15 protein-coding genes, 3 tRNA genes and 3 rRNA genes are annotated in these 23,285 nt (G+C 53.3%); 6 read left to right on the top strand and 15 right to left on the bottom strand.

What is annotated here, in order from left to right; genetic code table 11:
- Entirely contained in the window at positions 1–1,485 is a 1,485-nt protein-coding gene (gppA, locus tag E1B03_RS01280; RefSeq protein WP_103771989.1) for a guanosine-5'-triphosphate,3'-diphosphate diphosphatase, read from the top strand.
- Between the two features lie 40 nt (positions 1,486–1,525).
- Here the strand turns inward: gppA and rep are convergent, their stop codons facing one another.
- Positions 1,526–3,547 carry a DNA helicase Rep gene (gene rep, locus E1B03_RS01275; RefSeq protein WP_016157836.1) on the bottom strand — a complete coding sequence of 674 codons (2,022 nt, stop codon included), beginning with the start codon at positions 3,545–3,547 and terminating at the stop codon, positions 1,526–1,528.
- An 84-nt stretch (positions 3,548–3,631) separates the two neighbouring features.
- On the opposite strand from rep, the gene ppiC reads away from it, so the two are divergent.
- Entirely contained in the window at positions 3,632–3,913 is a 282-nt protein-coding gene (ppiC, locus tag E1B03_RS01270; protein ID WP_003017999.1) for a peptidylprolyl isomerase PpiC, read from the top strand.
- An 87-nt stretch (positions 3,914–4,000) separates the two neighbouring features.
- On the opposite strand, the gene ilvC is transcribed toward ppiC, so the two are convergent.
- On the bottom strand, positions 4,001–5,476 hold the full coding sequence (gene ilvC, locus E1B03_RS01265; RefSeq protein WP_133085572.1) for a ketol-acid reductoisomerase: 1,476 nt from the start codon (positions 5,474–5,476) through the stop codon (positions 4,001–4,003).
- A 156-nt stretch (positions 5,477–5,632) separates the two neighbouring features.
- On the opposite strand from ilvC, the gene ilvY reads away from it, so the two are divergent.
- Together ilvY and fabV are read left to right on the top strand one after the other, a co-directional pair.
- On the top strand, positions 5,633–6,535 hold the full coding sequence (ilvY, locus tag E1B03_RS01260) for an HTH-type transcriptional activator IlvY (RefSeq protein WP_103771987.1): 903 nt from the start codon (positions 5,633–5,635) through the stop codon (positions 6,533–6,535).
- 175 nt (positions 6,536–6,710) lie between these two features.
- A complete protein-coding gene (fabV, locus tag E1B03_RS01255; protein ID WP_133085571.1) occupies positions 6,711–7,904 on the top strand; it encodes an enoyl-ACP reductase FabV in 1,194 nt (397 codons plus the stop codon).
- 65 nt (positions 7,905–7,969) lie between these two features.
- On the opposite strand, the gene ilvA is transcribed toward fabV, so the two are convergent.
- The 6 genes from ilvA to ilvL form a co-directional block, all read right to left on the bottom strand.
- Positions 7,970–9,514, bottom strand: a complete 1,545-nt coding sequence (gene ilvA / locus E1B03_RS01250; RefSeq protein ID WP_133085570.1) for a threonine ammonia-lyase, biosynthetic — start codon at positions 9,512–9,514, stop codon at positions 7,970–7,972.
- A 5-nt stretch (positions 9,515–9,519) separates the two neighbouring features.
- Positions 9,520–11,370 (bottom strand): dihydroxy-acid dehydratase, encoded by a 1,851-nt coding sequence (ilvD, locus tag E1B03_RS01245; RefSeq protein WP_133085569.1) that lies wholly within the window; start codon positions 11,368–11,370, stop codon positions 9,520–9,522.
- A gap of 60 nt (positions 11,371–11,430) precedes the next feature.
- Positions 11,431–12,360 (bottom strand): branched-chain amino acid transaminase, encoded by a 930-nt coding sequence (locus tag E1B03_RS01240; RefSeq protein WP_003018014.1) that lies wholly within the window; start codon positions 12,358–12,360, stop codon positions 11,431–11,433.
- A gap of 17 nt (positions 12,361–12,377) precedes the next feature.
- Positions 12,378–12,641, bottom strand: coding sequence for an acetolactate synthase 2 small subunit (ilvM, locus tag E1B03_RS01235; RefSeq protein ID WP_003018017.1), 264 nt, complete (start codon positions 12,639–12,641; stop codon positions 12,378–12,380).
- A complete protein-coding gene (ilvG, locus tag E1B03_RS01230; RefSeq protein ID WP_133085568.1) occupies positions 12,638–14,284 on the bottom strand; it encodes an acetolactate synthase 2 catalytic subunit in 1,647 nt (548 codons plus the stop codon). The genes ilvM and ilvG overlap by 4 nt, the downstream gene beginning before the upstream one ends.
- 139 nt (positions 14,285–14,423) lie before the next feature.
- Positions 14,424–14,522 carry an ilv operon leader peptide gene (gene ilvL, locus E1B03_RS01225; protein WP_001311244.1) on the bottom strand — a complete coding sequence of 33 codons (99 nt, stop codon included), beginning with the start codon at positions 14,520–14,522 and terminating at the stop codon, positions 14,424–14,426.
- A gap of 352 nt (positions 14,523–14,874) precedes the next feature.
- Between ilvL and E1B03_RS01220 the strand changes: the two genes are divergently transcribed.
- Positions 14,875–16,395 (top strand): YifB family Mg chelatase-like AAA ATPase, encoded by a 1,521-nt coding sequence (locus E1B03_RS01220; RefSeq protein ID WP_133085567.1) that lies wholly within the window; start codon positions 14,875–14,877, stop codon positions 16,393–16,395.
- A 24-nt stretch (positions 16,396–16,419) separates the two neighbouring features.
- Here E1B03_RS01220 and maoP read toward each other — a convergent pair whose 3' ends face one another.
- The gene (gene maoP, locus E1B03_RS01215; protein WP_003018025.1) at positions 16,420–16,758 is read right to left on the bottom strand and encodes a macrodomain Ori organization protein MaoP; all 339 of its coding nucleotides are present in this window, start codon (positions 16,756–16,758) and stop codon (positions 16,420–16,422) included.
- Between the two features lie 106 nt (positions 16,759–16,864).
- Between maoP and hdfR the strand changes: the two genes are divergently transcribed.
- Positions 16,865–17,713 carry an HTH-type transcriptional regulator HdfR gene (gene hdfR, locus E1B03_RS01210; RefSeq protein ID WP_133085566.1) on the top strand — a complete coding sequence of 283 codons (849 nt, stop codon included), beginning with the start codon at positions 16,865–16,867 and terminating at the stop codon, positions 17,711–17,713.
- Positions 17,714–17,813: 100 nt separating this feature from the next.
- Here the strand turns inward: hdfR and E1B03_RS01205 are convergent.
- The 6 genes from E1B03_RS01205 to E1B03_RS01180 form a co-directional block, all read right to left on the bottom strand.
- A tRNA-Trp gene (locus E1B03_RS01205) sits at positions 17,814–17,889 on the bottom strand.
- Positions 17,890–17,941: 52 nt separating this feature from the next.
- Positions 17,942–18,018, bottom strand: a tRNA-Asp gene (locus tag E1B03_RS01200).
- 55 nt (positions 18,019–18,073) lie between these two features.
- Positions 18,074–18,189 (bottom strand): 5S ribosomal RNA (gene rrf, locus E1B03_RS01195).
- Positions 18,190–18,286: 97 nt separating this feature from the next.
- A 23S ribosomal RNA gene (locus tag E1B03_RS01190) occupies positions 18,287–21,193 on the bottom strand.
- 222 nt (positions 21,194–21,415) lie between these two features.
- Positions 21,416–21,491 (bottom strand) — tRNA-Glu (locus E1B03_RS01185).
- A gap of 85 nt (positions 21,492–21,576) precedes the next feature.
- A 16S ribosomal RNA gene (locus E1B03_RS01180) occupies positions 21,577–23,116 on the bottom strand.
- Together the 16S, 23S and 5S rRNA genes with 3 tRNA genes alongside form the textbook arrangement of a ribosomal RNA operon.
- Positions 23,117–23,285 lie beyond the last annotated feature (169 nt).

The following is a 23,285-nucleotide window of genomic DNA, read 5'->3' as shown; positions in this document are numbered from 1 at the left end:
ATGCTCACAACCACTTCGCTGTACGCCGCAATCGATTTAGGCTCGAATAGTTTTCATATGCTGGTTGTACGCGAGGTGGCGGGTAGCATTCAGACGCTTACGCGTATTAAACGCAAGGTGCGTCTGGCCGCTGGCCTCAACGGCGACAACGTTCTTTCCGCTGAGGCTATGGAGCGCGGCTGGCAATGTCTGCGTCTGTTTGCTGAACGTCTGCAGGATATCCCTCAGCCGCAAATCCGTGTGGTTGCAACTGCAACATTACGCATCGCGGTAAACGCCAATGAGTTTATCGCCAAAGCGCAAGAGATCCTCGGCTGCCCTGTCCAGGTCATTAGCGGTGAAGAAGAAGCGCGTCTGATTTATCAAGGTGTTGCCCACACCACCGGCGGTGCCGATCAGCGTCTGGTCGTCGACATTGGCGGGGCCAGCACTGAACTGGTTACCGGTTCCGGTGCGCAAACCACCTCTCTGTTTAGCCTGTCAATGGGCTGCGTCACCTGGCTCGAACGCTATTTCACCGATCGTAATCTGGCACAGGAAAACTTTGACGAAGCTGAGAAAGCGGCTCGCGAAGTTCTGCGCCCGGTTGCCGACAAACTGCGTTTTCATGGCTGGAAAGTTTGCGTTGGTGCCTCAGGTACCGTCCAGGCGTTGCAGGAAATCATGATGGCACAGGGCATGGATGAGCGCATTACGCTGGCAAAACTTCAGCAGCTTAAGCAGCGCGCCATTCACTGTGGTCGTCTGGAAGAACTGGAAATCGAAGGGTTAACGCTGGAGCGAGCGCTGGTTTTCCCCAGTGGATTGGCCATTCTGCTCGCCATTTTCACCGAACTGAATATTCAATGCATGACCCTGGCAGGCGGCGCACTGCGCGAAGGTCTGGTCTACGGCATGCTGCACCTGCCGGTTGATCAGGACATTCGCAGCCGTACGCTGCGTAATATTCAGCGTCGTTTTATGGTCGACACCGATCAGGCAAACCGCGTCGCACAGTTGGCTGTACATTTATTCGATCAGGTGAAAGATGAGTGGCATCTTGAAGCCATTAGCCGTGAACTGCTGCAAAGTGCCTGTCAGCTGCATGAAATTGGGCTGAGCGTAGAGTATAAGCAGGCACCGTTGCATGCCGCCTGGCTGGTACGTAATCTCGATCTCCCGGGCTTTACTCCCGCGCAGAAAAAACTGTTAGCCACGCTGTTGCTCAACCAGACCAATCCGGTCGATCTCTCTTCGCTCCACCAGCAAAACGCTGTGCCCCCGCGCATCGCGGAGCACCTTTGCCGTTTACTGCGCCTGGCAATCATCTTCGCCGCTCGCCGTCGCGATGATTTAGTGCCGCATATCACCCTGCAAGCTCAGGATGAGAATCTGACGCTAACGCTGCCGGAAGGCTGGCTGGAACATCATCCATTAGGTACAGAGTTGATCGATCAGGAAATCCAGTGGCAAAGCTATGTCCACTGGCCGCTGGAAGTGCGTTAGATGCTGGCTGCCGGATAGCGTTTATCCAGCCTACCAAATATTACTTCTCTTTGGCTTTCGCCATCATAGCCCGAATATTAGCGATGCTGGCCTGCCCTTTTTGCATCCGCTCCTCGGCGCTCACCACTTTACGCTCCTGTTCCCAGATGACGTCATCCTGTGGCAGTTCCAACAGGAAACGGCTCGGTTCTGGTCGCACCAGCTCACCGTACTGGCGGCGCTCTTTACACAACGTGAAGATAAGTTCTTTCTGCGCACGCGTAATCCCGACGTAAGCCAGGCGGCGCTCTTCATCGATATTGTCTTCATCAATACTGCTCTGGTGCGGCAAAAATCCTTCTTCCATTCCCACCATAAACACGTAAGGAAACTCCAGCCCTTTTGAAGCGTGCAGCGTCATCAACTGTACCTGATCCAGCTCTTCTTCGCTCTCTCCGCGCTCCATCATGTCGCGCAGGGTAAAGCGGGTAACGACCTGAGTCAGGGTCATTGGCTCTTCCAGTTCACTGCCTTCCAGCATCTCCGTCATCCAGCTGAACAGCGTGTTGACGTTTTTCATACGCATTTCAGCCGCTTTCGGACTCGGCGAGGTTTCATACAGCCAGGATTCGTAATCAATGCCATGGATCAGATCGCGTACGGCGGCAACTGGTTCGCGCTCCGCCAGGCGTTGAATTTCACCCAACCAGTGGGTAAAGCGGGTCAGTGAATCATACCCGCGCCCGGTCAGCGTCTGGCTAAGCCCCATATCAAAGCTGGCGGTAAACAGGCTTTTATTACGCGTCATCGCCCATTCCCCCAGCTTTTGCAGCGTGGCTGGACCGATTTCACGCTTTGGCGTGTTTACGATGCGCAAAAATGCGCTGTCATCATCCGGGTTGCTCAGCACGCGCAGGTAGGCCAGCAGATCTTTAATCTCCGGACGCGAGAAGAACGACGTGCCGCCGGAAATTTTGTACGGGATGCGGTTCTGCATCAGAAACTTTTCGAACACGCGCGACTGATGGTTGCCACGATAGAGGATGGCGTAGTCTTTATATTGCGTCTTGTTCACAAAGTGATGAGCAATTAATTCCCCGGTCACGCGTTCCGCTTCGTGTTCTTCATTATTCGCGCTCAGCACCTTCAGCTCAGCGCCGTAGCCCAGTTCAGAGAACAGGCGCTTTTCAAAGACGTGCGGGTTATTCGCAATGAGGATGTTCGCCGCCTTCAGGATACGCCCTGATGAACGATAGTTTTGCTCCAGTTTCACCACCTGCAGCGCCGGAAAATCTTTGCTTAGCAGCACCAGGTTCTGCGGACGCGCACCGCGCCAGGAGTAGATCGACTGATCGTCATCACCCACGACGGTAAAGCGCGCACGTTTCCCCACCAGCAACTTCACCAGCTCGTACTGGCTGGTGTTGGTATCCTGATATTCATCCACCAGCAGGTAGCGGATTCGATTTTGCCAGCGCTCACGCACTTCTTCATTACGCTGCAATAACAGCGTGGGGAGAAGAATCAGATCGTCAAAATCAAGGACGTTACACGCCTTCATATGCGCGTCATACAGACCATAGCAGTGGGCAAAAATACGATCGCGCTCACCCTTTGCGCTGGCCGCAGCCTGCGCCGGGGTCATCAGATCGTTTTTCCAGTTGGAGATCGTCGAGATCAGCTGTTGAAGGATAAGTTTATCGTCTTCAATTAGCCCTTCGGTCAGCTCCTTAAGCAGGGCCACCTGATCGGTATCATCAAACAGCGAGAAGTTCGACTTCATCCCCAGCGCCGCATACTCACGCTTAATGACATCCAGCCCCAGTGTGTGGAAAGTGGAGATCATCAACCCACGAGCTTCTTTACGACCCAGCGTTTGCGCCACGCGCTCCTTCATCTCACGCGCAGCCTTATTGGTAAAGGTTACGGCTGCAATATGTCGTGCCTGATAGCCACATTCACGGATCAGATGGGCAATTTTGTTAGTGATAACACGCGTTTTGCCGGAACCCGCACCCGCCAGCACCAGGCAGGGTCCGGTGACGAATTCGACGGCTTGTTGTTGTCCGGGGTTCAAACGCATAAAGGGTCACTCATGAAAGTCGGGAGGGGAGAATAACAGCGTGGTAGTATAGCCAGCCTTAACCACCCCACTCAAGGCACGATCATGGCAAAAACAGCAGCAGCAGTGCATATCCTTGTTAAAGAAGAGAAACTGGCACTGGATCTTCTGGAACAGATTAAAAACGGCGCCGACTTCGGCAAGCTGGCGAAGAAACACTCCATCTGCCCGTCGGGCAAACGCGGCGGTGATTTAGGAGAATTCCGTCAGGGCCAGATGGTTCCGGCGTTCGACAAAGTGGTCTTCTCCTGCCCAGTGCTGGAGCCAACCGGCCCGCTGCACACTCAGTTCGGCTACCACATCATTAAAGTGCTGTACCGCAACTAAAAAAGCCGGGTGGCGGCTACGCCTTACCCGGCCTACATTTTACGATTTTGTAGGTCGGGTAAGCGAAGCGCCACCCGACAAGATTTATTAGCCTGCGACCGCAATACGCTTCATATCGGTCATATAGCCACGCAGTTTCTGGCCCACTTTTTCGATAGCATGACCACGAATCGCATCGTTCACGTCGCGCAGTTGCGCGTTGTCTACTGCGCCTTCGGCAATCGCTGTGCCCAGGTCACCCGGTTGGATTTCAGTCATGAACTCTTTCAGCAGCGGTACGCAAGCGTAAGAGAACAGATAGTTACCGTATTCTGCGGTATCGGAGATAACCACGTTCATTTCGTACAGACGCTTACGGGCGATGGTGTTGGCGATCAGCGGCAGTTCGTGCAGTGATTCGTAGTAAGCAGACTCTTCGATGATGCCGGAATCCACCATGGTTTCGAACGCCAGCTCAACGCCCGCTTTCACCATCGCAATCATCAGAACGCCTTTATCGAAGTACTCCTGCTCGCCGATTTTACCTTCAAACTGCGGTGCGGTTTCGAACGCGGTTTTACCGGTCTCTTCACGCCAGGTCAGCAGTTTCTTATCGTCATTCGCCCAGTCAGCCATCATGCCGGAAGAGAATTCACCGGAGATGATGTCGTCCATGTGTTTCTGGAACAGCGGCGCCATGATCTCTTTCAGCTGTTCGGACAGTGCATAAGCACGCAGTTTCGCCGGGTTAGACAAACGGTCCATCATCAGGGTGATGCCGCCCTGCTTCAGCGCTTCGGTGATGGTTTCCCAGCCAAACTGAATCAGTTTTTCTGCGTAAGCCGGGTCGGTACCTTCTGCCACCAGCTTGTCGAAGCACAGCAGAGAACCGGCCTGCAGCATACCGCACAGGATAGTCTGTTCGCCCATCAGGTCAGATTTCACTTCTGCCACGAAGGAGGATTCCAGTACGCCAGCACGGTGACCGCCAGTTGCCGCTGCCCAGGCTTTAGCGATGGCCATGCCTTCGCCTTTTGGATCGTTTTCCGGGTGAACCGCGATCAGCGTCGGTACGCCGAAACCACGTTTGTACTCTTCACGCACTTCGGTACCCGGACACTTCGGTGCCACCATCACTACGGTAATGTCTTTACGGATCTGCTCGCCCACTTCAACGATGTTGAAACCGTGGGAATAACCCAGCGCCGCGCCGTCTTTCATCAGCGGCTGTACGGAACGAACAACGTCGGAGTGCTGCTTGTCTGGCGTCAGGTTAACTACCAGGTCAGCCTGCGGGATCAGCTCTTCGTAGGTACCTACTTTAAAGCCGTTTTCGGTCGCTTTACGCCATGAAGCACGTTTCTCAGCGATCGCTTCTTTACGCAGTGCGTAGGAGATATCCAGACCGGAGTCACGCATGTTCAGACCCTGGTTCAAACCCTGGGCACCACAGCCGACGATGACCACTTTTTTACCCTGAAGGTAGCTCGCGCCATCGGCGAATTCGTCGCGGCCCATAAAGCGACATTTACCCAGCTGTGCCAGCTGCTGGCGCAGATTCAGTGTATTAAAGTAGTTAGCCATGATGGTGTACTCCGTGATGTTGTGTTGTGGTGCTTATTATTCGGTTCGCTTTTGCGAGAATGAACCCACATTACAACAGGAAATTTATTGCGGAAATTGATATATTCACAACGTCACATTGCAATATCTGCAACGTCAAAATAAAGAGGTTCGCCGGTGGATTTACGCGATCTGAAAATGTTCCTGCATCTGGCGGAAAGCTGCCACTTTGGCCGCAGCGCGCGGGCGATGCACGTCAGTCCCTCCACGCTCTCCAGGCAGATTCAGCGCCTGGAAGAAGATCTCGGACAGCCGCTTTTTGTACGCGATAACCGTACCGTCACGCTGACCGAAGCGGGTGAAGAGCTGCGGGTATTTGCCCAACAGACGCTGTTGCAGTATCAGCAGTTGCGCCACACCCTCGATCAGCAGGGACCGTCGCTGTCGGGCGAACTGCATATTTTCTGCTCGGTGACCGCTGCCTACAGCCACCTGCCGCCGATTCTTGACCGTTTCCGCGCCGAGCACCCGTCGGTGGAAATTAAGCTCACCACCGGCGACGCCGCCGATGCGATGGACAAAGTGGTCACCGGTGAGGCCGATCTGGCGATTGCTGGTAAGCCCGAAACGCTGCCCGGCGCGGTGGCGTTTTCGATGCTGGAGAATCTGACGGTGGTGCTGATCGCCCCTGCGCTACCCTGCCCAGTACGTAATCAGGTTTCGGTCGAAAAGCCGGACTGGTCGACGGTGCCGTTTATCATGGCCGATCAGGGTCCGGTACGCCGCCGCATCGAGCTGTGGTTCCGTCGTCACAAAATCAGCAACCCATCGATTTACGCCACTGTGGGTGGCCACGAAGCGATGGTTTCAATGGTGGCGCTGGGCTGCGGCGTAGCGCTGCTGCCGGAAGTGGTGCTGGAAAATAGCCCGGAGCCGGTACGTAATCGCGTGATGATTTTAGAGCGCAGTGACGAAAAAACACCGTTCGAGCTGGGCGTCTGCGCGCCGAAAAAGCGGCTGCATGAACCGCTGATCGATGCGTTCTGGAAGATTGTTCTGGAACGTAAATCCGCCGAGTAGCGCCAGCGTCAGGCCTAAAATCAGTGGTAGATTCAGTATTGGCACTCCTTTTCTGTATAATGTCCCGTGCCATAATAGATGTGGGGGGCTTGTTAACCATCACGTTTAGCAAGCCAGAACAGACGGTGTCATTGCGCACTTGACAGCGAAAATACAAACTTAATTAGCCATCATTATGATAATCAAACCCAAAATTCGTGGATTCATCTGTACAACGACCCATCCGACTGGCTGCAAAGTCAATGTGGAAAAACAGATCGATTATGTGAAGAAAAACGGGAAAATCGCTAACGGCCCTTCCCGCGTGCTGGTCATCGGTGCTTCCACCGGTTACGGCCTTGCTTCCAGAATTTCCGCCGCGTTCGGCAGCGGTGCCGCCACTATCGGCGTATTTTTCGAAAAACCGGGTACGGATACCAAACCAGGTTCCGCGGGCTGGTATAACTCGGCGGCTTTTGATGAAGCCGCAAAACGCGAAGGTCTGTATTCCAAAAGCATCAACGGCGACGCGTTCTCCGACGAGTGCCGCGATGAAGTGATCAAATTGATCAAAGAAGACCTGGGTCAGATTGACCTGGTGGTTTACTCACTGGCTTCCCCGGTGCGTAAAATGCCGAAAACCGGTGAAATTGTTCGTTCTGCGCTGAAGCCAATCGGCGAGGTTTACACCTCTAAAGCGATTGATACCAACAAAGATCAGATCATCACCGCCAGCATTGAGCCGGCAACCGAAGAAGAAGTTCAGAACACCGTTACCGTAATGGGCGGCGAAGACTGGGAACTGTGGATGGGCGCGCTGAGCGAAGCTGGCGTGCTGACTGAAGGCGTGAAAACCGTAGCCTACTCCTACATCGGTACCGACCTGACCTGGCCAATCTACTGGCACGGCGCGCTGGGTAAAGCGAAAGAAGACCTCGATCGCGCGGCGGGTGAACTGCGTAACCAACTGGCACCGCTGAACGGTTCCGCTAACGTTGCCGTACTGAAGTCCGTCATCACCCAGGCATCTTCCGCTATTCCAGTGATGCCGCTGTACATCTCCATGGTCTTCAAGCTGATGAAAGCACAGGGGATTCACGAAGGTTGTATCGAGCAGATCAATCGTCTGATGACCACCAGCCTGTACGGCGATAAAGTGGCGCTTGATGACAACCAGCGTATCCGTATGGATGACTGGGAACTGCGTGACGACATTCAGCAGGCGTGTCGCGATCTGTGGCCGCTGATCACCACCGAAAACCTGGCGCAAGAAACCGACTATGCAGGCTACAAGCAGGAATTCCTGAACCTGTTCGGTTTTGCCCTCGACGGCGTGGACTACGATGCAGACGTGAACACCGAAGTTGAATTCGACGTGATCACGCTGTAATTAGCGGATAACGCGATAAAAAAAGGGTTCATGTGAAAACATGAACCCTTTTTTAATGGTTGCCGTTAGCCCGCCAGGAAGAAGCGGAACGCCGGGTTATTCGTCTCGTCGTGACAATCGTAGCCCAGCTCATTGAGCCGCGTTTCAAAATCAGGCTCATGTTCGCCCAACTCAAACGCCGCCAGTACGCGACCATAATCGGTGCCGTGACTGCGATAGTGGAACAGAGAGATATTCCAGTGCGTGCCTAAGGTGTGCAGGAATTTCAGCAGCGCACCCGGTGATTCTGGGAACTCGAAGCTGTAGAGACGCTCCTGTAGCGGCTTAGAAGGACGTCCACCGACCATATAGCGCACGTGCAGCTTCGCCATTTCATCGTCGGACAGATCAACCACACTGTAACCGCCCTCGTTGAGCAACTGCAAAATCTCTTTGCGCTCTTCCAGACCCCGGCTCAAGCGAACGCCAACAAAAATGCAGGCATCTTTCGCGTCGGCAAAACGGTAGTTGAACTCGGTGACCGATCGCCCACCCAGCAGTTGGCAGAACTTCAGGAAGCTGCCCTTCTCTTCTGGAATCGTCACCGCCAGTAGCGCTTCACGCTGTTCCCCCAGCTCGCAGCGTTCGGAGACGTAGCGCAGGCCGTGGAAGTTAACGTTCGCGCCGGAGAGCACGTGCGCCAGACGTTCACCGCGAATGTTGTGCTGGGCGATGTATTTTTTCATGCCCGCCAGCGCCAGCGCCCCGGAAGGCTCCGCCACCGCACGTACATCTTCGAACAGGTCTTTCATCGCCGCGCAGATAGCATCGCTATCCACGGTGACGATATCGTCGAGATATTCCTGGCACAGGCGGAAGGTTTCATCACCGATGCGCTTCACCGCCACGCCTTCAGCAAAGAGACCCACGCGCGGCAGGTCAACCGGATGGCCGGCATCCAGCGCCGCTTTCAGGCAGGCAGAATCTTCGGCTTCTACCGCAATCACTTTGATTTGCGGCATCAGCTGTTTAATCAGCACAGCTACACCCGCCGCCAGACCACCGCCGCCAACCGGCACAAACACGCGGTCAAGGTGCGCATCCTGCTGCAGTAACTCCAGCGCCAGCGTGCCTTGACCGGCAATCACCATCGGATGATCGAACGGCGGAACCCAGGTGAACCCTTGCTGCTGCGCCAGTTCAATCGCTTTGGCTTTGGCCTCATCAAAGTTCGCGCCGTGCAGCAGCACTTCACCGCCGAAGCCACGCACTGCATCCACTTTGATGTCGGCGGTAGCCGTTGGCATGACAATCAGCGCCTTCACGCCTAATCGCGCAGAAGAGAACGCAACGCCCTGGGCATGATTACCAGCCGATGCGGTGATGACGCCATGCGCTTTTTGCTCTTCGGTCAGGCCCGCCATCATGGCATAGGCTCCGCGCAGCTTGAAGCTGTGAACGGGTTGACGGTCTTCACGCTTCACCAGAATCACGTTATCGAGCCGTGAAGAGAGTTTTTCCATTTTCTGTAGCGGCGTTACCTGCGCCGCTTCGTATACCGGCGCACGCAGTACCGCTCTGAGATACTCGGCGCCCTCAGGAGCGCCGGATAGAGGTTGTGAATCCGCCATGAAGATTAGCCTCCCAGCTTCGATTTATCGCGCACCGCACCTTTGTCGGCACTGGTTGCCAGGCTGGCATAGGCGCGAAGGGCAAAGGAGACCTGACGCTGACGATCTTTTGGCGTCCAGGCTTTGTCACCGCGTGCTTCCTGCGCTTCACGACGCGCAGCAATTTCTGCATCGCTCAACTGCAGCTGAATGCCACGGTTCGGGATGTCGATAGCAATCATGTCACCATCTTCGATGATCGCGATATTGCCGCCGCTGGCCGCTTCCGGAGAAACGTGACCAATAGAAAGCCCCGAAGTACCGCCGGAGAAACGACCATCGGTAATCAGCGCACAGGCCTTGCCGAGACCCATCGATTTCAGGAAGGTGGTTGGGTAGAGCATTTCCTGCATGCCCGGCCCGCCTTTCGGCCCTTCGTAGCGAATCACTACTACGTCGCCTGCAACCACTTTGCCGCCGAGGATGGCCTCAACCGCCTCGTCCTGGCTTTCATACACTTTTGCCGGGCCGGTGAACTTCAGGATGCTGTCATCCACACCTGCGGTTTTTACGATACAGCCGTTTTCCGCAAAGTTACCGTACAGTACTGCCAGACCGCCGTCTTTGCTGTAAGCGTGCTCCAGTGAGCGGATACAACCTTCAGCGCGATCGTCATCCAGCGTGTCCCAGCGGCAATCCTGTGAGAATGCCTGGGTGGTACGAATGCCGGCAGGGCCTGCGCGGAACATTTTTTTCACCGCATCGTCTTTGGTCAGCATCACGTCATACCGATCGAGCGTTTGCGGCAGAGTCAGCCCCAGCACGTTTTTTACATCGCGGTTCAGCAGCCCGGCTCTGTCCAGTTCGCCTAAAATACCCAGTACGCCGCCCGCGCGATGCACGTCTTCCATATGGTATTTCTGCGTACTCGGCGCAACCTTACACAGTTGCGGGACTTTGCGGGACAGCTTATCGATATCACTCATGGTGAAGTCGATTTCCGCTTCCTGAGCGGCCGCCAGCAGGTGCAGAACGGTGTTTGTGGAGCCGCCCATGGCGATATCCAGCGTCATGGCGTTCTCAAACGCCGCCTTGCTGGCAATGTTACGCGGCAGCGCGGAAGCGTCATCCTGCTCGTAGTAGCGTTTGGTCAGCTCGACGATGCGTTTACCTGCGTTGAGGAACAGTTCTTTACGGTCGGCGTGAGTTGCAAGCAGTGAACCGTTACCCGGCTGCGACAGGCCCAGCGCTTCGGTCAGGCAATTCATCGAGTTGGCGGTGAACATACCGGAACAGGAGCCGCAGGTCGGACAGGCGGAACGTTCAACCTGCTCGCTCTGCGAATCCGACACTTTTGGGTCTGCGCCCTGAATCATCGCATCAACCAGATCAAGCTTGATGATTTTGTCAGAGAGCTTGGTTTTCCCGGCTTCCATCGGGCCGCCGGAAACGAAGATCACCGGAATGTTCAGGCGCAAAGAGGCCATTAACATCCCGGGGGTGATTTTGTCGCAGTTGGAGATGCAGACCATCGCATCGGCGCAGTGGGCGTTAACCATGTACTCAACGGAGTCAGCGATCAGCTCACGCGACGGCAGTGAGTAAAGCATGCCTCCGTGGCCCATCGCGATACCATCATCCACCGCAATGGTGTTGAACTCTTTGGCAACGCCGCCGGAGGCTTCGATTTGTTCGGCAACCAGCTTACCAAGATCGCGCAGGTGGACGTGACCCGGCACAAACTGGGTAAAGGAGTTCACCACTGCGATAATCGGTTTACCGAAGTCATCATCGGTCATCCCGGTGGCGCGCCACAGTGCGCGGGCACCCGCCATGTTGCGGCCGTGGGTGGTGGTGGCAGAACGATACTTAGGCATGCTTGATTAACTCCCGTCTGTCTAATAATTGGGACGGTGCGTGCCGTCCCAAATTTATGTTTATTGATTAACCTGATCCAACCAGCCGTATTTATCTTCCGTTTCGCCGGTAAAGAGGCCAAAGAAGGCCTGCTGGATGCGTTTGGTGACCGGGCCACAGCGGCCTTCGCCCACCTGGATACCATCGACGCTGCGTACTGGGGTGATTTCGGCCGCGGTACCGGACATGAACACTTCGTCGGCCAGGTACAGCGATTCACGAGACAGCACCTGCTCACGCACTTCGATATCGAGATCTTTCGCCAGCTTAATGATCGCATCACGAGTGATACCCGGCAGCGCGGAAGAGGTGAACGGCGGGGTAAACAGAATGCCGTCTTTTACTTCAAACAGGTTTTCGCCTGCGCCTTCGGAGATGTAGCCATTCACATCCAGCGCAATGCCTTCCTGATAGCCATGACGACGCGCTTCGCTACCTACCAGCAGTGAAGACAGGTAGTTACCACCAGCTTTAGCAGCGGTAGGGATGGTGTTCGGCGCAACACGGTTCCAGGAAGAAACCATTGCGTCGATCCCCTGCTCCAGCGCTTCAGCACCGAGGTAAGCTCCCCACGGGAACGCGGCGATAATCACATCGGTGGTGTATCCCGCAGGCGGGTTAACGCCCATCCCCACGTCGCCAACAAACACCAGCGGACGGATATAGGCACTGGTCAGGTTATTTTTACGAATCACCTCACGGCAAGCTTCCATCAGCTCGTCAACGCTTTGAGAAACCGGAAAACGATAGATCTTGGCTGAATCACGCAGACGCTGCATATGTTCGCGATGACGGAACACCACCGGCCCTTTGTGAGAATCGTAGCAACGGATGCCTTCAAATACAGAAGTACCGTAATGCAGCGCGTGGGACATCACGTGGACCTTCGCGTCTTCCCAACGAATCATCTCGCCATTAGACCAAATGTAATCAGCTTTTTTCGTCGTCATTTTTCTTCCTTTTGCGCTCAGGCGCGGATTTGTTGTGATGTGGTTGTGCTCTGGCAGATAGCAACATGTGCAACGTCTACCAGTTTACTTAACTGACTAAACAGTAAGTCGACCGACCGGGGGCTGGCAACGGTCAATTCGATATTTATATTCTGCGCATCGCTGGCGGCTTCCATATTCATGGAGCACACCTGAAAACCACGATGGCGTACCACGCGTAAAACGCGCTCTAACGTTTCCGGATTGAAGCGAGCCTCAACGGCGACCTGATGTTGCATCATGATAATTTCTCCAGCATTTCTGAGTTGCTGGCGCCAGGCGGCACCAGAGGCCAGACATTCTCAAGTTCGTCGATTGAGACATGAAGCAGGTATGGCCCCTCGCTGTTCAGCATGGTGTCGAGTGCCGCTTCAACCTGGTCTTTACGGGTGATGTGTTGACCAGGTATGCCGAAGGCGCTGGCCAACATGAGGAAATCGGGGTTATCGGTAAGGGTGGTTTCGCTATAACGTTCCTGGAAAAACAGCTGCTGCCATTGTCGCACCATGCCTAACCGCTGGTTGTCGAGTAAGACTATCTTCAGCGGCAACTGCTTGCGTTTTACGGTGCCCAGTTCCTGTACATTCATCATGAAGGAACCGTCACCGGAGATACAGATTACCGTATCGTTTGGGCGAGCAACCTGCGCGCCAACCGCCGCTGGCAGGCCAAAGCCCATCGTACCCAGCCCGCTCGAGGTGATGAAATTTTCCGGACGGGTGTAGGTCATATGCTGCGCCGACCACATCTGATGCTGCCCAACATCCGTTGTCACTACGCTGTCCGCAGGTTTGCGATCGGACAACTGCTTTAACAGCAGCGGCGCATAGATAGCCTCACCCGGATGATCGTAGCGCCAGGTATGTTCTGTGCGCAGTTCTGCACTGTGCTGACGCCATGCGTCAATCTTCAGCGATTGCTGTAATGCCGGCAGCAGAGAATTTAAATCACCTTGCAGCGCCACGTGTGCCTGACGCAGTTTGTTCATTTCCGCGGGGTCGATATCCATGTGGATTACGCTGGCGTTCGGTGCGAAAGTATTCAGCTTGCCGGTCACCCGGTCATCAAAACGCGCGCCCACTGCTAACAGTAAATCACACTCTTGCACCGCGAAATTTGCCGCTTTAGTGCCGTGCATTCCCAACATGCCCAAATAGTACGGGTAGTCCGCATCTACTGCGCCAAGACCTTTCAGCGTGCAGGCGACTGGCATTTGGGTTACTGCGATAAACTCACGCAGGGCCGGGACCGCTTGCGCCATACCAACGCCACCACCTACGTACAGGATCGGTTTCTGCGCCTGCGCCAGCATTTTACACGCCTGCTCAACGTCAGCGTGCGGGAAAGCCTCTACGTTTTCGACGGTCGTAAAATACGGTTCCAGCGTACCGCTGGCTAACTGGATGTCTTTTGGGATATCAACCAGAACCGGACCCGGACGACCGGAATTCGCCACGGCGAAAGCCTCAGCCATGATGCGCGGCAGCTCTTCCAGTGACTGCACCAGGAAACTGTGTTTGGTGCAGGACAGAGACATACCGAGAACGTCCACTTCCTGGAACGCATCCGTTCCGATGAAAGGTGATGCTACCTGGCCGGTGATTGCTACCACAGGAACAGAATCTAACAGCGCATCGGCAAGGCCTGTGATCAGGTTGGTCGCACCAGGGCCTGAAGTCGCGATACAAACACCGGTTTTACCGGTCGCACGGGCATAGCCAATTGCAGCCATTGCCGCGCCCTGCTCGTGCCGACACAACAGGTGTTCTACGCCGCCGTCATACAACGCATCGTAAACCGGCATAATTGCGCCACCGGGATAACCAAAGACGGTTTGAACCCCTTGTGCGCGCAACGCATGTACCACCCACTGTGCCCCATTCATAGTTACATCCCCGCCGTAAATCTTGAGAAACAGAATTTTATGCTGCCATTCACTTTCTGCTCCTCGTGTATGTTTTTAAGGTCAAAAAAAACCCCCGGACCTTTCGGTGCGGGGGTCTTAGTTCGTTAAGGCTTGTTTTTTAAGCCTTTCCTCGTCCAAGTGCAGCCCCGCACGGTGGGATAATAATCACCACCACGCTAATCACGACCAGGCTAATCACTCGTAGAAGGGCTGTCATTTTTGTATTTTCTTGCATCTTGTTCGAAGGAATACCTAAAGAGTTACCATAGAATTTGCAATTTACACAAGATATTTTTTTATTCGTTTTTCTGACGTTGTTAACGGTTTCGATAAATACCTTTGTTTTTTATACAAAAAATCAAAAATGAAAATATTTCACGTTTCAGGTGATTCGCGGTAACCCCCTCCCCAATAAAAACGTCATTCAAAAGCGTTTGCGAGCGTTATTCCAGGCTACATGCAAGCAGTAATAAATCACACGAAAATACGGGAATCAGTGTCTAAAAAACGCAATTACGTTAAATCTTGCCACGATATATTGCGACATAATGCGTTCATAAGGAGGGGTTATGTCACTATCGATTGTTCACACACGCGCCGCACTGGGCGTCAATGCGCCAGCTATAACCGTCGAGGTACATATCAGCAACGGATTGCCTGGCTTAACCATGGTGGGGCTGCCTGAAACGACGGTGAAAGAGGCACGCGATCGGGTACGTAGTGCGATAATTAATAGCGGTTATGAATACCCGGCAAAAAAGATAACCATAAACCTCGCGCCGGCCGATCTCCCAAAAGAAGGGGGGCGATATGATTTACCTATTGCAGTTGCGCTTCTGGCAGCGTCTGAGCAGCTTACAACCCATAACCTCGATACTTATGAGCTGGTAGGTGAATTAGCGCTTACAGGCGCGTTACGTGGCGTTCCCGGCGCGATATCAAGCGCAACCGAGGCCATTCGAGTAGGCAGGAGAATTATTGTCGCAAAAGAGAATGCCGCTGAAGTTGGACTGATACACGGCGATGGGTGCCTGATAGCCGATCACCTGCAGGCCGTATGCGCATTTCTTGAAGGTAAGCATGATTTAGACAGGCCATCATCCGCAGATTTTACACCCAACGCATTAGCCGATGACCTAAGTGATGTTATCGGCCAGGAACAGGGTAAACGCGGGCTGGAGCTTACCGCCGCTGGCGGTCACAACCTCTTGCTCATTGGCCCGCCGGGTACGGGCAAAACCATGCTGGCCAGTCGCCTAAGGGGACTGCTCCCGCCACTAAACAACGATGAAGCGCTGGAAAGTGCCGCGATACTCAGTCTGGTCAATTCCGACAGAATACAAAAACAGTGGAAGCAACGCCCTTTTCGTTCGCCGCATCACAGTGCTTCATTAACCGCCATGGTCGGTGGAGGCTCGATTCCTGCGCCAGGCGAGATATCTCTGGCGCATAACGGCATACTGTTCCTGGATGAACTCCCCGAATTCGAGCGACGCACGCTGGATGCACTGCGCGAACCCATTGAGTCCGGACAGATACATCTGTCCCGTACCAGAGCAAAAATAACCTATCCCGCACGCTTTCAACTCATAGCGGCAATGAATCCAAGCCCGACAGGCCATTATCAGGGGAACCATAACCGTTGTACCCCAGAACAGACGCTGCGCTACCTCAATCGATTGTCAGGCCCATTTCTCGACCGTTTCGATCTCTCCCTTGAAGTCCCTTTACCGCCACCAGGCATACTCAGTCAGAGCGCGGTGAAAGGGGAAGATAGCGCCACGGTGAAGCAACGCGTTATGGCAGCACGAGAGCGTCAGTATCAGCGGCAAAATAAGTTAAACGCGTACCTGGACAGTCAGGATATTCATAAATACTGCGTACTGCGCAGCGACGATGCACAGTGGCTTGAAGAAACGCTCGCGCATCTCGGATTGTCTATCCGCGCCTGGTTGCGCCTGATAAAGGTCGCGCGAACAATTGCGGATATCGAACAGTGTGATCACATCTCTCGCCAACACTTACAGGAAGCCGTTGGGTACCGGGCGATAGACAGGTTACTCATTCATTTGCAAAAACTGCTGGCATAAAAAAAGGGCTTTCGCCCTTTTTTCTTAATCATCAGATTCGGTGTAATCTTCTGCACCTTCCACCTGAGGTTTCCCACCAGACAGCGTGTGGAAGCGTTTTGGACGCTTAATACGCGTCATGTATTTAGACCACACACGTTCAGCTTCGGTAACCGGCTCACGTTCACCACGGCATACCGCAACAAACAGTTTTTCTTCTTCAGTTACCGGCTCACGTTTGCCCAGATCCAGCTCGTTGAAAGCATAACCGTGACGCTCAAGCAGTTGTGCTTCTTTAATGGTGAAATCACCATGACGGGAGAATCCGCGGGGATAATATTTATTATCGAAATATCGATTAGTCGTCGTAAAGCTTTCCGCCATCCTGCACGCTCCTAATTCTTTGGCCGAGCTATTTATGGCGCGGAGTATTAGTTACGCTTGACAGAGCGTCAAACAAAAGATTTAAATCATAACGACAAATTATTTTATGGAGCGAGTTGTGGATACGGAATTGTTAAAAACTTTCCTGGAAGTTAGCCGGACACGCCACTTTGGCAGGGCTGCTGAAGCGCTCTATTTGACTCAATCAGCAGTTAGTTTTCGGATCAGACAACTGGAAAATCAATTGGGTGTAAACCTGTTCACCCGACACAGAAACAATATCCGTTTAACCGCCGCGGGTGAAAAATTACTGCCTTACGCTGAAACATTGATGAATACGTGGCAAGCCGCACGTAAGGAAGTCGCGAATACCTCGCGGCATAATGAGTTTTCTATTGGCGCCAGCGCCTCTCTATGGGAGTGCATGCTTAATGACTGGTTGAGGCGTTTGTATCAATCTCAAGAGCCACAATCTAGCCTGCAGTTTGAAGCGAGAATCGCTCAGCGCCAGTCGTTAGTAAAGCAGCTTCATGAACGACAGCTTGATCTACTGATTACTACCGAAACACCAAAAATGGATGAATTTAGCAGCCAACTGTTGGGATATTTCACGCTGGCGCTCTATTGCAGCTCTCCTTCACAAACCAAAGATGAATTGAATTACCTACGCCTTGAGTGGGGCCCCGATTTCCAACAACACGAAGCGGGATTGATTGCAGGAGATGAAGTGCCGGTACTCACCACGAGCTCGGCAGAACTGGCCAGGCAGCAACTTTCTGTGATTAGGGGTTTTAGCTGGCTTCCCGTCAACTGGGCCAAAGCCAAAAGCGATCTCCATGCGGTTAACGACAGTACAACGCTTTCACGTCCTTTATATGCAGTTTGGCTGCAAAATAGCGATAAACATGCACTAATTTGCGATCTGCTGAGAACGAATGTTCTGGAAGAAGACTAAAGAAAATACGGGCAAGGATGCCGGGAATAAAACAGCAGGAAGGCACAGCGCAAATTGCAGGTAAAAAAAAATCCTTAGCAAAAATGCTAAGGATTGTTTCTGGCAGGGGCGGAGAGACTCGAACTCGCGACACCCGGTTTTGGAGACCGGTGCTCTACCAACTGAGCTACGCCCCTAAATTTTCTTATCATTAAGCCTGCTTGGTAGCAGGCTTAATTTTCTAATAAGTGGCGGAACGGACGGGACTCGAACCCGCGACCCCCTGCGTGACAGGCAGGTATTCTAACCAACTGAACTACCGCTCCACCGAATTTCTTTGTCACTACCCGGATTATTCATCCCGGTTTACTGCAATTTGATGCCTGGCAGTTCCCTACTCTCGCATGGGGAGACCCCACACTACCATCGGCGCTACGGCGTTTCACTTCTGAGTTCGGCATGGGGTCAGGTGGGACCACCGCGCTACAGCCGCCAGGCAAATTCTGTTTATCAACACACCTTTTTGGTCTGTCGATTTAATCTGTAATCAAGCTGAATCTTGCGTCTCTTTCGCCAAAACATCTTCGGCGTTGTAAGGTTAAGCCTCACGGTTCATTAGTATCGGTTAGCTCAATGTATCGCTACACTTACACACCCGACCTATCAACGTCGTCGTCTTCAACGTTCCTTCAGGAGACTTAAAGTCTCAGGGAGAACTCATCTCGGGGCAAGTTTCGTGCTTAGATGCTTTCAGCACTTATCTCTTCCGCATTTAGCTACCGGGCAATGCCATTGGCATGACAACCCGAACACCAGTGATGCGTCCACTCCGGTCCTCTCGTACTAGGAGCAGCCCCCCTCAATTCTCCAGCGCCCACGGCAGATAGGGACCGAACTGTCTCACGACGTTCTAAACCCAGCTCGCGTACCACTTTAAATGGCGAACAGCCATACCCTTGGGACCTACTTCAGCCCCAGGATGTGATGAGCCGACATCGAGGTGCCAAACACCGCCGTCGATATGAACTCTTGGGCGGTATCAGCCTGTTATCCCCGGAGTACCTTTTATCCGTTGAGCGATGGCCCTTCCATTCAGAACCACCGGATCACTAAGACCTGCTTTCGCACCTGCTCGAGCCGTCACTCTCGCAGTCAAGCTAGCTTATGCCTTTGCACTAACCTCCTGATGTCCGACCAGGATTAGCTAACCTTCGTGCTCCTCCGTTACTCTTTAGGAGGAGACCGCCCCAGTCAAACTACCCACCAGACACTGTCCGCAACCCGGATCACGGGTCTACGTTAGAACACCAGCCATTAAAGGGTGGTATTTCAAGGTTGGCTCCACGCAGACTGGCGTCCACGCTTCAAAGCCTCCCACCTATCCTACACATCAAGGACCAGTGTTCAGTGTCAAGCTATAGTAAAGGTTCACGGGGTCTTTCCGTCTTGCCGCGGGTACACTGCATCTTCACAGCGAGTTCAATTTCACTGAGTCTCGGGTGGAGACAGCCTGGCCATCATTACGCCATTCGTGCAGGTCGGAACTTACCCGACAAGGAATTTCGCTACCTTAGGACCGTTATAGTTACGGCCGCCGTTTACCGGGGCTTCGATCAAGAGCTTCTCCTTACGGATAACCCCATCAATTAACCTTCCGGCACCGGGCAGGCGTCACACCGTATACGTCCACTTTCGTGTTTGCACAGTGCTGTGTTTTTAATAAACAGTTGCAGCCAGCTGGTATCTTCGACTGATTTCAGCTCCATGAGTAAATCACTTCACCTACATATCAGCGTGCCTTCTCCCGAAGTTACGGCACCATTTTGCCTAGTTCCTTCACCCGAGTTCTCTCAAGCGCCTTGGTATTCTCTACCTGACCACCTGTGTCGGTTTGGGGTACGATTTTGTGTTACCTGATGCTTAGAGGCTTTTCCTGGAAGCAGGGCATTTGTTACTTCAGCACCGTAGTGCCTCGTCATCACACCTCAGCGTTAATAAGGTACCGGATTTACCTGGAACCTCCGCCTACATGCTTAAACCGGGACAACCGTCGCCCGGCTAACATAGCCTTCTCCGTCCCCCCTTCGCAGTAACACCAAGTACAGGAATATTAACCTGTTTCCCATCGACTACGCCTTTCGGCCTCGCCTTAGGGGTCGACTCACCCTGCCCCGATTAACGTTGGACAGGAACCCTTGGTCTTCCGGCGTGCGGGTTTTTCACCCGCATTATCGTTACTTATGTCAGCATTCGCACTTCTGATACCTCCAGCAACCCTCACAGGCCACCTTCAACGGCTTACAGAACGCTCCCCTACCCAACAACACATAGTGTCGCTGCCGCAGCTTCGGTGCATGGTTTAGCCCCGTTACATCTTCCGCGCAGGCCGACTCGACCAGTGAGCTATTACGCTTTCTTTAAATGATGGCTGCTTCTAAGCCAACATCCTGGCTGTCTGTGCCTTCCCACATCGTTTCCCACTTAACCATGACTTTGGGACCTTAGCTGGCGGTCTGGGTTGTTTCCCTCTTCACGACGGACGTTAGCACCCGCCGTGTGTCTCCCGTGATAACATTCTTCGGTATTCGCAGTTTGCATCGGGTTGGTAAGTCGGGATGACCCCCTAGCCGAAACAGTGCTCTACCCCCGAAGATGAGTTCACGAGGCGCTACCTAAATAGCTTTCGGGGAGAACCAGCTATCTCCCGGTTTGATTGGCCTTTCACCCCCAGCCACAAGTCATCCGCTAATTTTTCAACATTAGTCGGTTCGGTCCTCCAGTTAGTGTTACCCAACCTTCAACCTGCCCATGGCTAGATCACCGGGTTTCGGGTCTATACCCTGCAACTTAACGCCCAGTTAAGACTCGGTTTCCCTTCGGCTCCCCTATTCGGTTAACCTTGCTACAGAATATAAGTCGCTGACCCATTATACAAAAGGTACGCAGTCACCCCATAAAGAGGCTCCCACTGCTTGTACGTACACGGTTTCAGGTTCTTTTTCACTCCCCTCGCCGGGGTTCTTTTCGCCTTTCCCTCACGGTACTGGTTCACTATCGGTCAGTCAGGAGTATTTAGCCTTGGAGGATGGTCCCCCCATATTCAGACAGGATACCACGTGTCCCGCCCTACTCTTCGAGTTCACAACATATGCACTTTTGTGTACGGGACTATCACCCTGTACCGTCGGACTTTCCAGACCGTTCCACTAACACACATGCTGATTCAGACTCTGGGCTGCTCCCCGTTCGCTCGCCGCTACTGGGGGAATCTCGGTTGATTTCTTTTCCTCGGGGTACTTAGATGTTTCAGTTCCCCCGGTTCGCTTCATTACGCTATGTATTCACATAATGATAGTGTGACGAATCACACTGGGTTTCCCCATTCGGAAATCGCCGGTTATAACGGTTCATATCACCTTACCGACGCTTATCGCAGATTAGCACGTCCTTCATCGCCTCTGACTGCCAGGGCATCCACCGTGTACGCTTAGTCGCTTAACCTCACAACCCGAAGATGTTTCTTTCGATTCATCATCGACTTGCAAAAATTTGAGAGACTCGAACACACCATTTTTCATTTCTTGTTTACGGAGAAATGAAACAGTGTGTCGTTTCAATTTTCAGCTTGATCCAGATTTTTAAAGAGCAAATATCTCAAACGTCACCCGAAGGTAAGTTTTGAGATATTAAGGTCGGCGACTTTCACTCACACATACCAGCAAGTGGCGTCCCCTAGGGGATTCGAACCCCTGTTACCGCCGTGAAAGGGCGGTGTCCTGGGCCTCTAGACGAAGGGGACACTGAAGTCTCAATCGCAAGACGCCTTGCTATTTACTTTTCATCAGACAATCTGTGTGAGCACTACAAAGAACGTTTCTTTAAGGTAAGGAGGTGATCCAACCGCAGGTTCCCCTACGGTTACCTTGTTACGACTTCACCCCAGTCATGAATCACAAAGTGGTAAGCGCCCTCCCGAAGGTTAAGCTACCTACTTCTTTTGCAACCCACTCCCATGGTGTGACGGGCGGTGTGTACAAGGCCCGGGAACGTATTCACCGTGGCATTCTGATCCACGATTACTAGCGATTCCGACTTCATGGAGTCGAGTTGCAGACTCCAATCCGGACTACGACGTACTTTATGAGGTCCGCTTGCTCTCGCGAGGTCGCTTCTCTTTGTATACGCCATTGTAGCACGTGTGTAGCCCTACTCGTAAGGGCCATGATGACTTGACGTCATCCCCACCTTCCTCCAGTTTATCACTGGCAGTCTCCTTTGAGTTCCCGACCGAATCGCTGGCAACAAAGGATAAGGGTTGCGCTCGTTGCGGGACTTAACCCAACATTTCACAACACGAGCTGACGACAGCCATGCAGCACCTGTCTCAGAGTTCCCGAAGGCACCAAAGCATCTCTGCTAAGTTCTCTGGATGTCAAGAGTAGGTAAGGTTCTTCGCGTTGCATCGAATTAAACCACATGCTCCACCGCTTGTGCGGGCCCCCGTCAATTCATTTGAGTTTTAACCTTGCGGCCGTACTCCCCAGGCGGTCGACTTAACGCGTTAGCTCCGGAAGCCACGCCTCAAGGGCACAACCTCCAAGTCGACATCGTTTACGGCGTGGACTACCAGGGTATCTAATCCTGTTTGCTCCCCACGCTTTCGCACCTGAGCGTCAGTCTTTGTCCAGGGGGCCGCCTTCGCCACCGGTATTCCTCCAGATCTCTACGCATTTCACCGCTACACCTGGAATTCTACCCCCCTCTACAAGACTCTAGCCTGCCAGTTTCGGATGCAGTTCCCAGGTTGAGCCCGGGGATTTCACATCCGACTTGACAGACCGCCTGCGTGCGCTTTACGCCCAGTAATTCCGATTAACGCTTGCACCCTCCGTATTACCGCGGCTGCTGGCACGGAGTTAGCCGGTGCTTCTTCTGCGAGTAACGTCAATCACCAAGGTTATTAACCTTAATGCCTTCCTCCTCGCTGAAAGTACTTTACAACCCGAAGGCCTTCTTCATACACGCGGCATGGCTGCATCAGGCTTGCGCCCATTGTGCAATATTCCCCACTGCTGCCTCCCGTAGGAGTCTGGACCGTGTCTCAGTTCCAGTGTGGCTGGTCATCCTCTCAGACCAGCTAGGGATCGTCGCCTAGGTGAGCCGTTACCCCACCTACTAGCTAATCCCATCTGGGCACATCCGATGGCAAGAGGCCCGAAGGTCCCCCTCTTTGGTCTTGCGACGTTATGCGGTATTAGCTACCGTTTCCAGTAGTTATCCCCCTCCATCGGGCAGTTTCCCAGACATTACTCACCCGTCCGCCACTCGTCACCCGAGAGCAAGCTCTCTGTGCTACCGTTCGACTTGCATGTGTTAGGCCTGCCGCCAGCGTTCAATCTGAGCCATGATCAAACTCTTCAATTTAAGTTTGATGCTCGTGAATTAAACTTCGTAATGAATTACGTATGTTCACTCAGAGACTTGGTATTCATTTTTCGTCTTGCGACGTTAAGAATCCGTATCTTCGAGTGCCCACACAGATTGTCTGATAAATTGTTAAAGAGCAGTGCCGCTTCGCTTTTTCTCAGCGGCG

Origin of the sequence: Citrobacter arsenatis (genome assembly GCF_004353845.1) — a bacterium.
GTDB lineage: Bacteria > Pseudomonadota > Gammaproteobacteria > Enterobacterales > Enterobacteriaceae > Citrobacter > Citrobacter arsenatis.
The sequence above is the reverse complement of the archived record's forward strand: the minus strand, read 5'-3'. Positions and strand labels throughout refer to the sequence as shown.

Bases quoted from the DNA above. Each gene is read 5' to 3' on its own strand.
- gppA (WP_103771989.1), top strand. From the start codon at position 1: ATGCTCACAACCACTTCGCTGTACGCCGCAATCGATTTAGGCTCGAAT.
- rep (WP_016157836.1), bottom strand. From the start codon at position 3,547: ATGCGTTTGAACCCCGGACAACAACAAGCCGTCGAATTCGTCACCGGA.
- ppiC (WP_003017999.1), top strand. From the start codon at position 3,632: ATGGCAAAAACAGCAGCAGCAGTGCATATCCTTGTTAAAGAAGAGAAA.
- ilvC (WP_133085572.1), bottom strand. From the start codon at position 5,476: ATGGCTAACTACTTTAATACACTGAATCTGCGCCAGCAGCTGGCACAG.
- fabV (WP_133085571.1), top strand. From the start codon at position 6,711: ATGATAATCAAACCCAAAATTCGTGGATTCATCTGTACAACGACCCAT.
- ilvA (WP_133085570.1), bottom strand. From the start codon at position 9,514: ATGGCGGATTCACAACCTCTATCCGGCGCTCCTGAGGGCGCCGAGTAT.
- ilvD (WP_133085569.1), bottom strand. From the start codon at position 11,370: ATGCCTAAGTATCGTTCTGCCACCACCACCCACGGCCGCAACATGGCG.
- E1B03_RS01240 (WP_003018014.1), bottom strand. From the start codon at position 12,360: ATGACGACGAAAAAAGCTGATTACATTTGGTCTAATGGCGAGATGATT.
- ilvM (WP_003018017.1), bottom strand. From the start codon at position 12,641: ATGATGCAACATCAGGTCGCCGTTGAGGCTCGCTTCAATCCGGAAACG.
- ilvG (WP_133085568.1), bottom strand. From the start codon at position 14,284: ATGAATGGGGCACAGTGGGTGGTACATGCGTTGCGCGCACAAGGGGTT.
- ilvL (WP_001311244.1), bottom strand. From the start codon at position 14,522: ATGACAGCCCTTCTACGAGTGATTAGCCTGGTCGTGATTAGCGTGGTG.
- E1B03_RS01220 (WP_133085567.1), top strand. From the start codon at position 14,875: ATGTCACTATCGATTGTTCACACACGCGCCGCACTGGGCGTCAATGCG.
- maoP (WP_003018025.1), bottom strand. From the start codon at position 16,758: ATGGCGGAAAGCTTTACGACGACTAATCGATATTTCGATAATAAATAT.
- hdfR (WP_133085566.1), top strand. From the start codon at position 16,865: ATGGAGCGAGTTGTGGATACGGAATTGTTAAAAACTTTCCTGGAAGTT.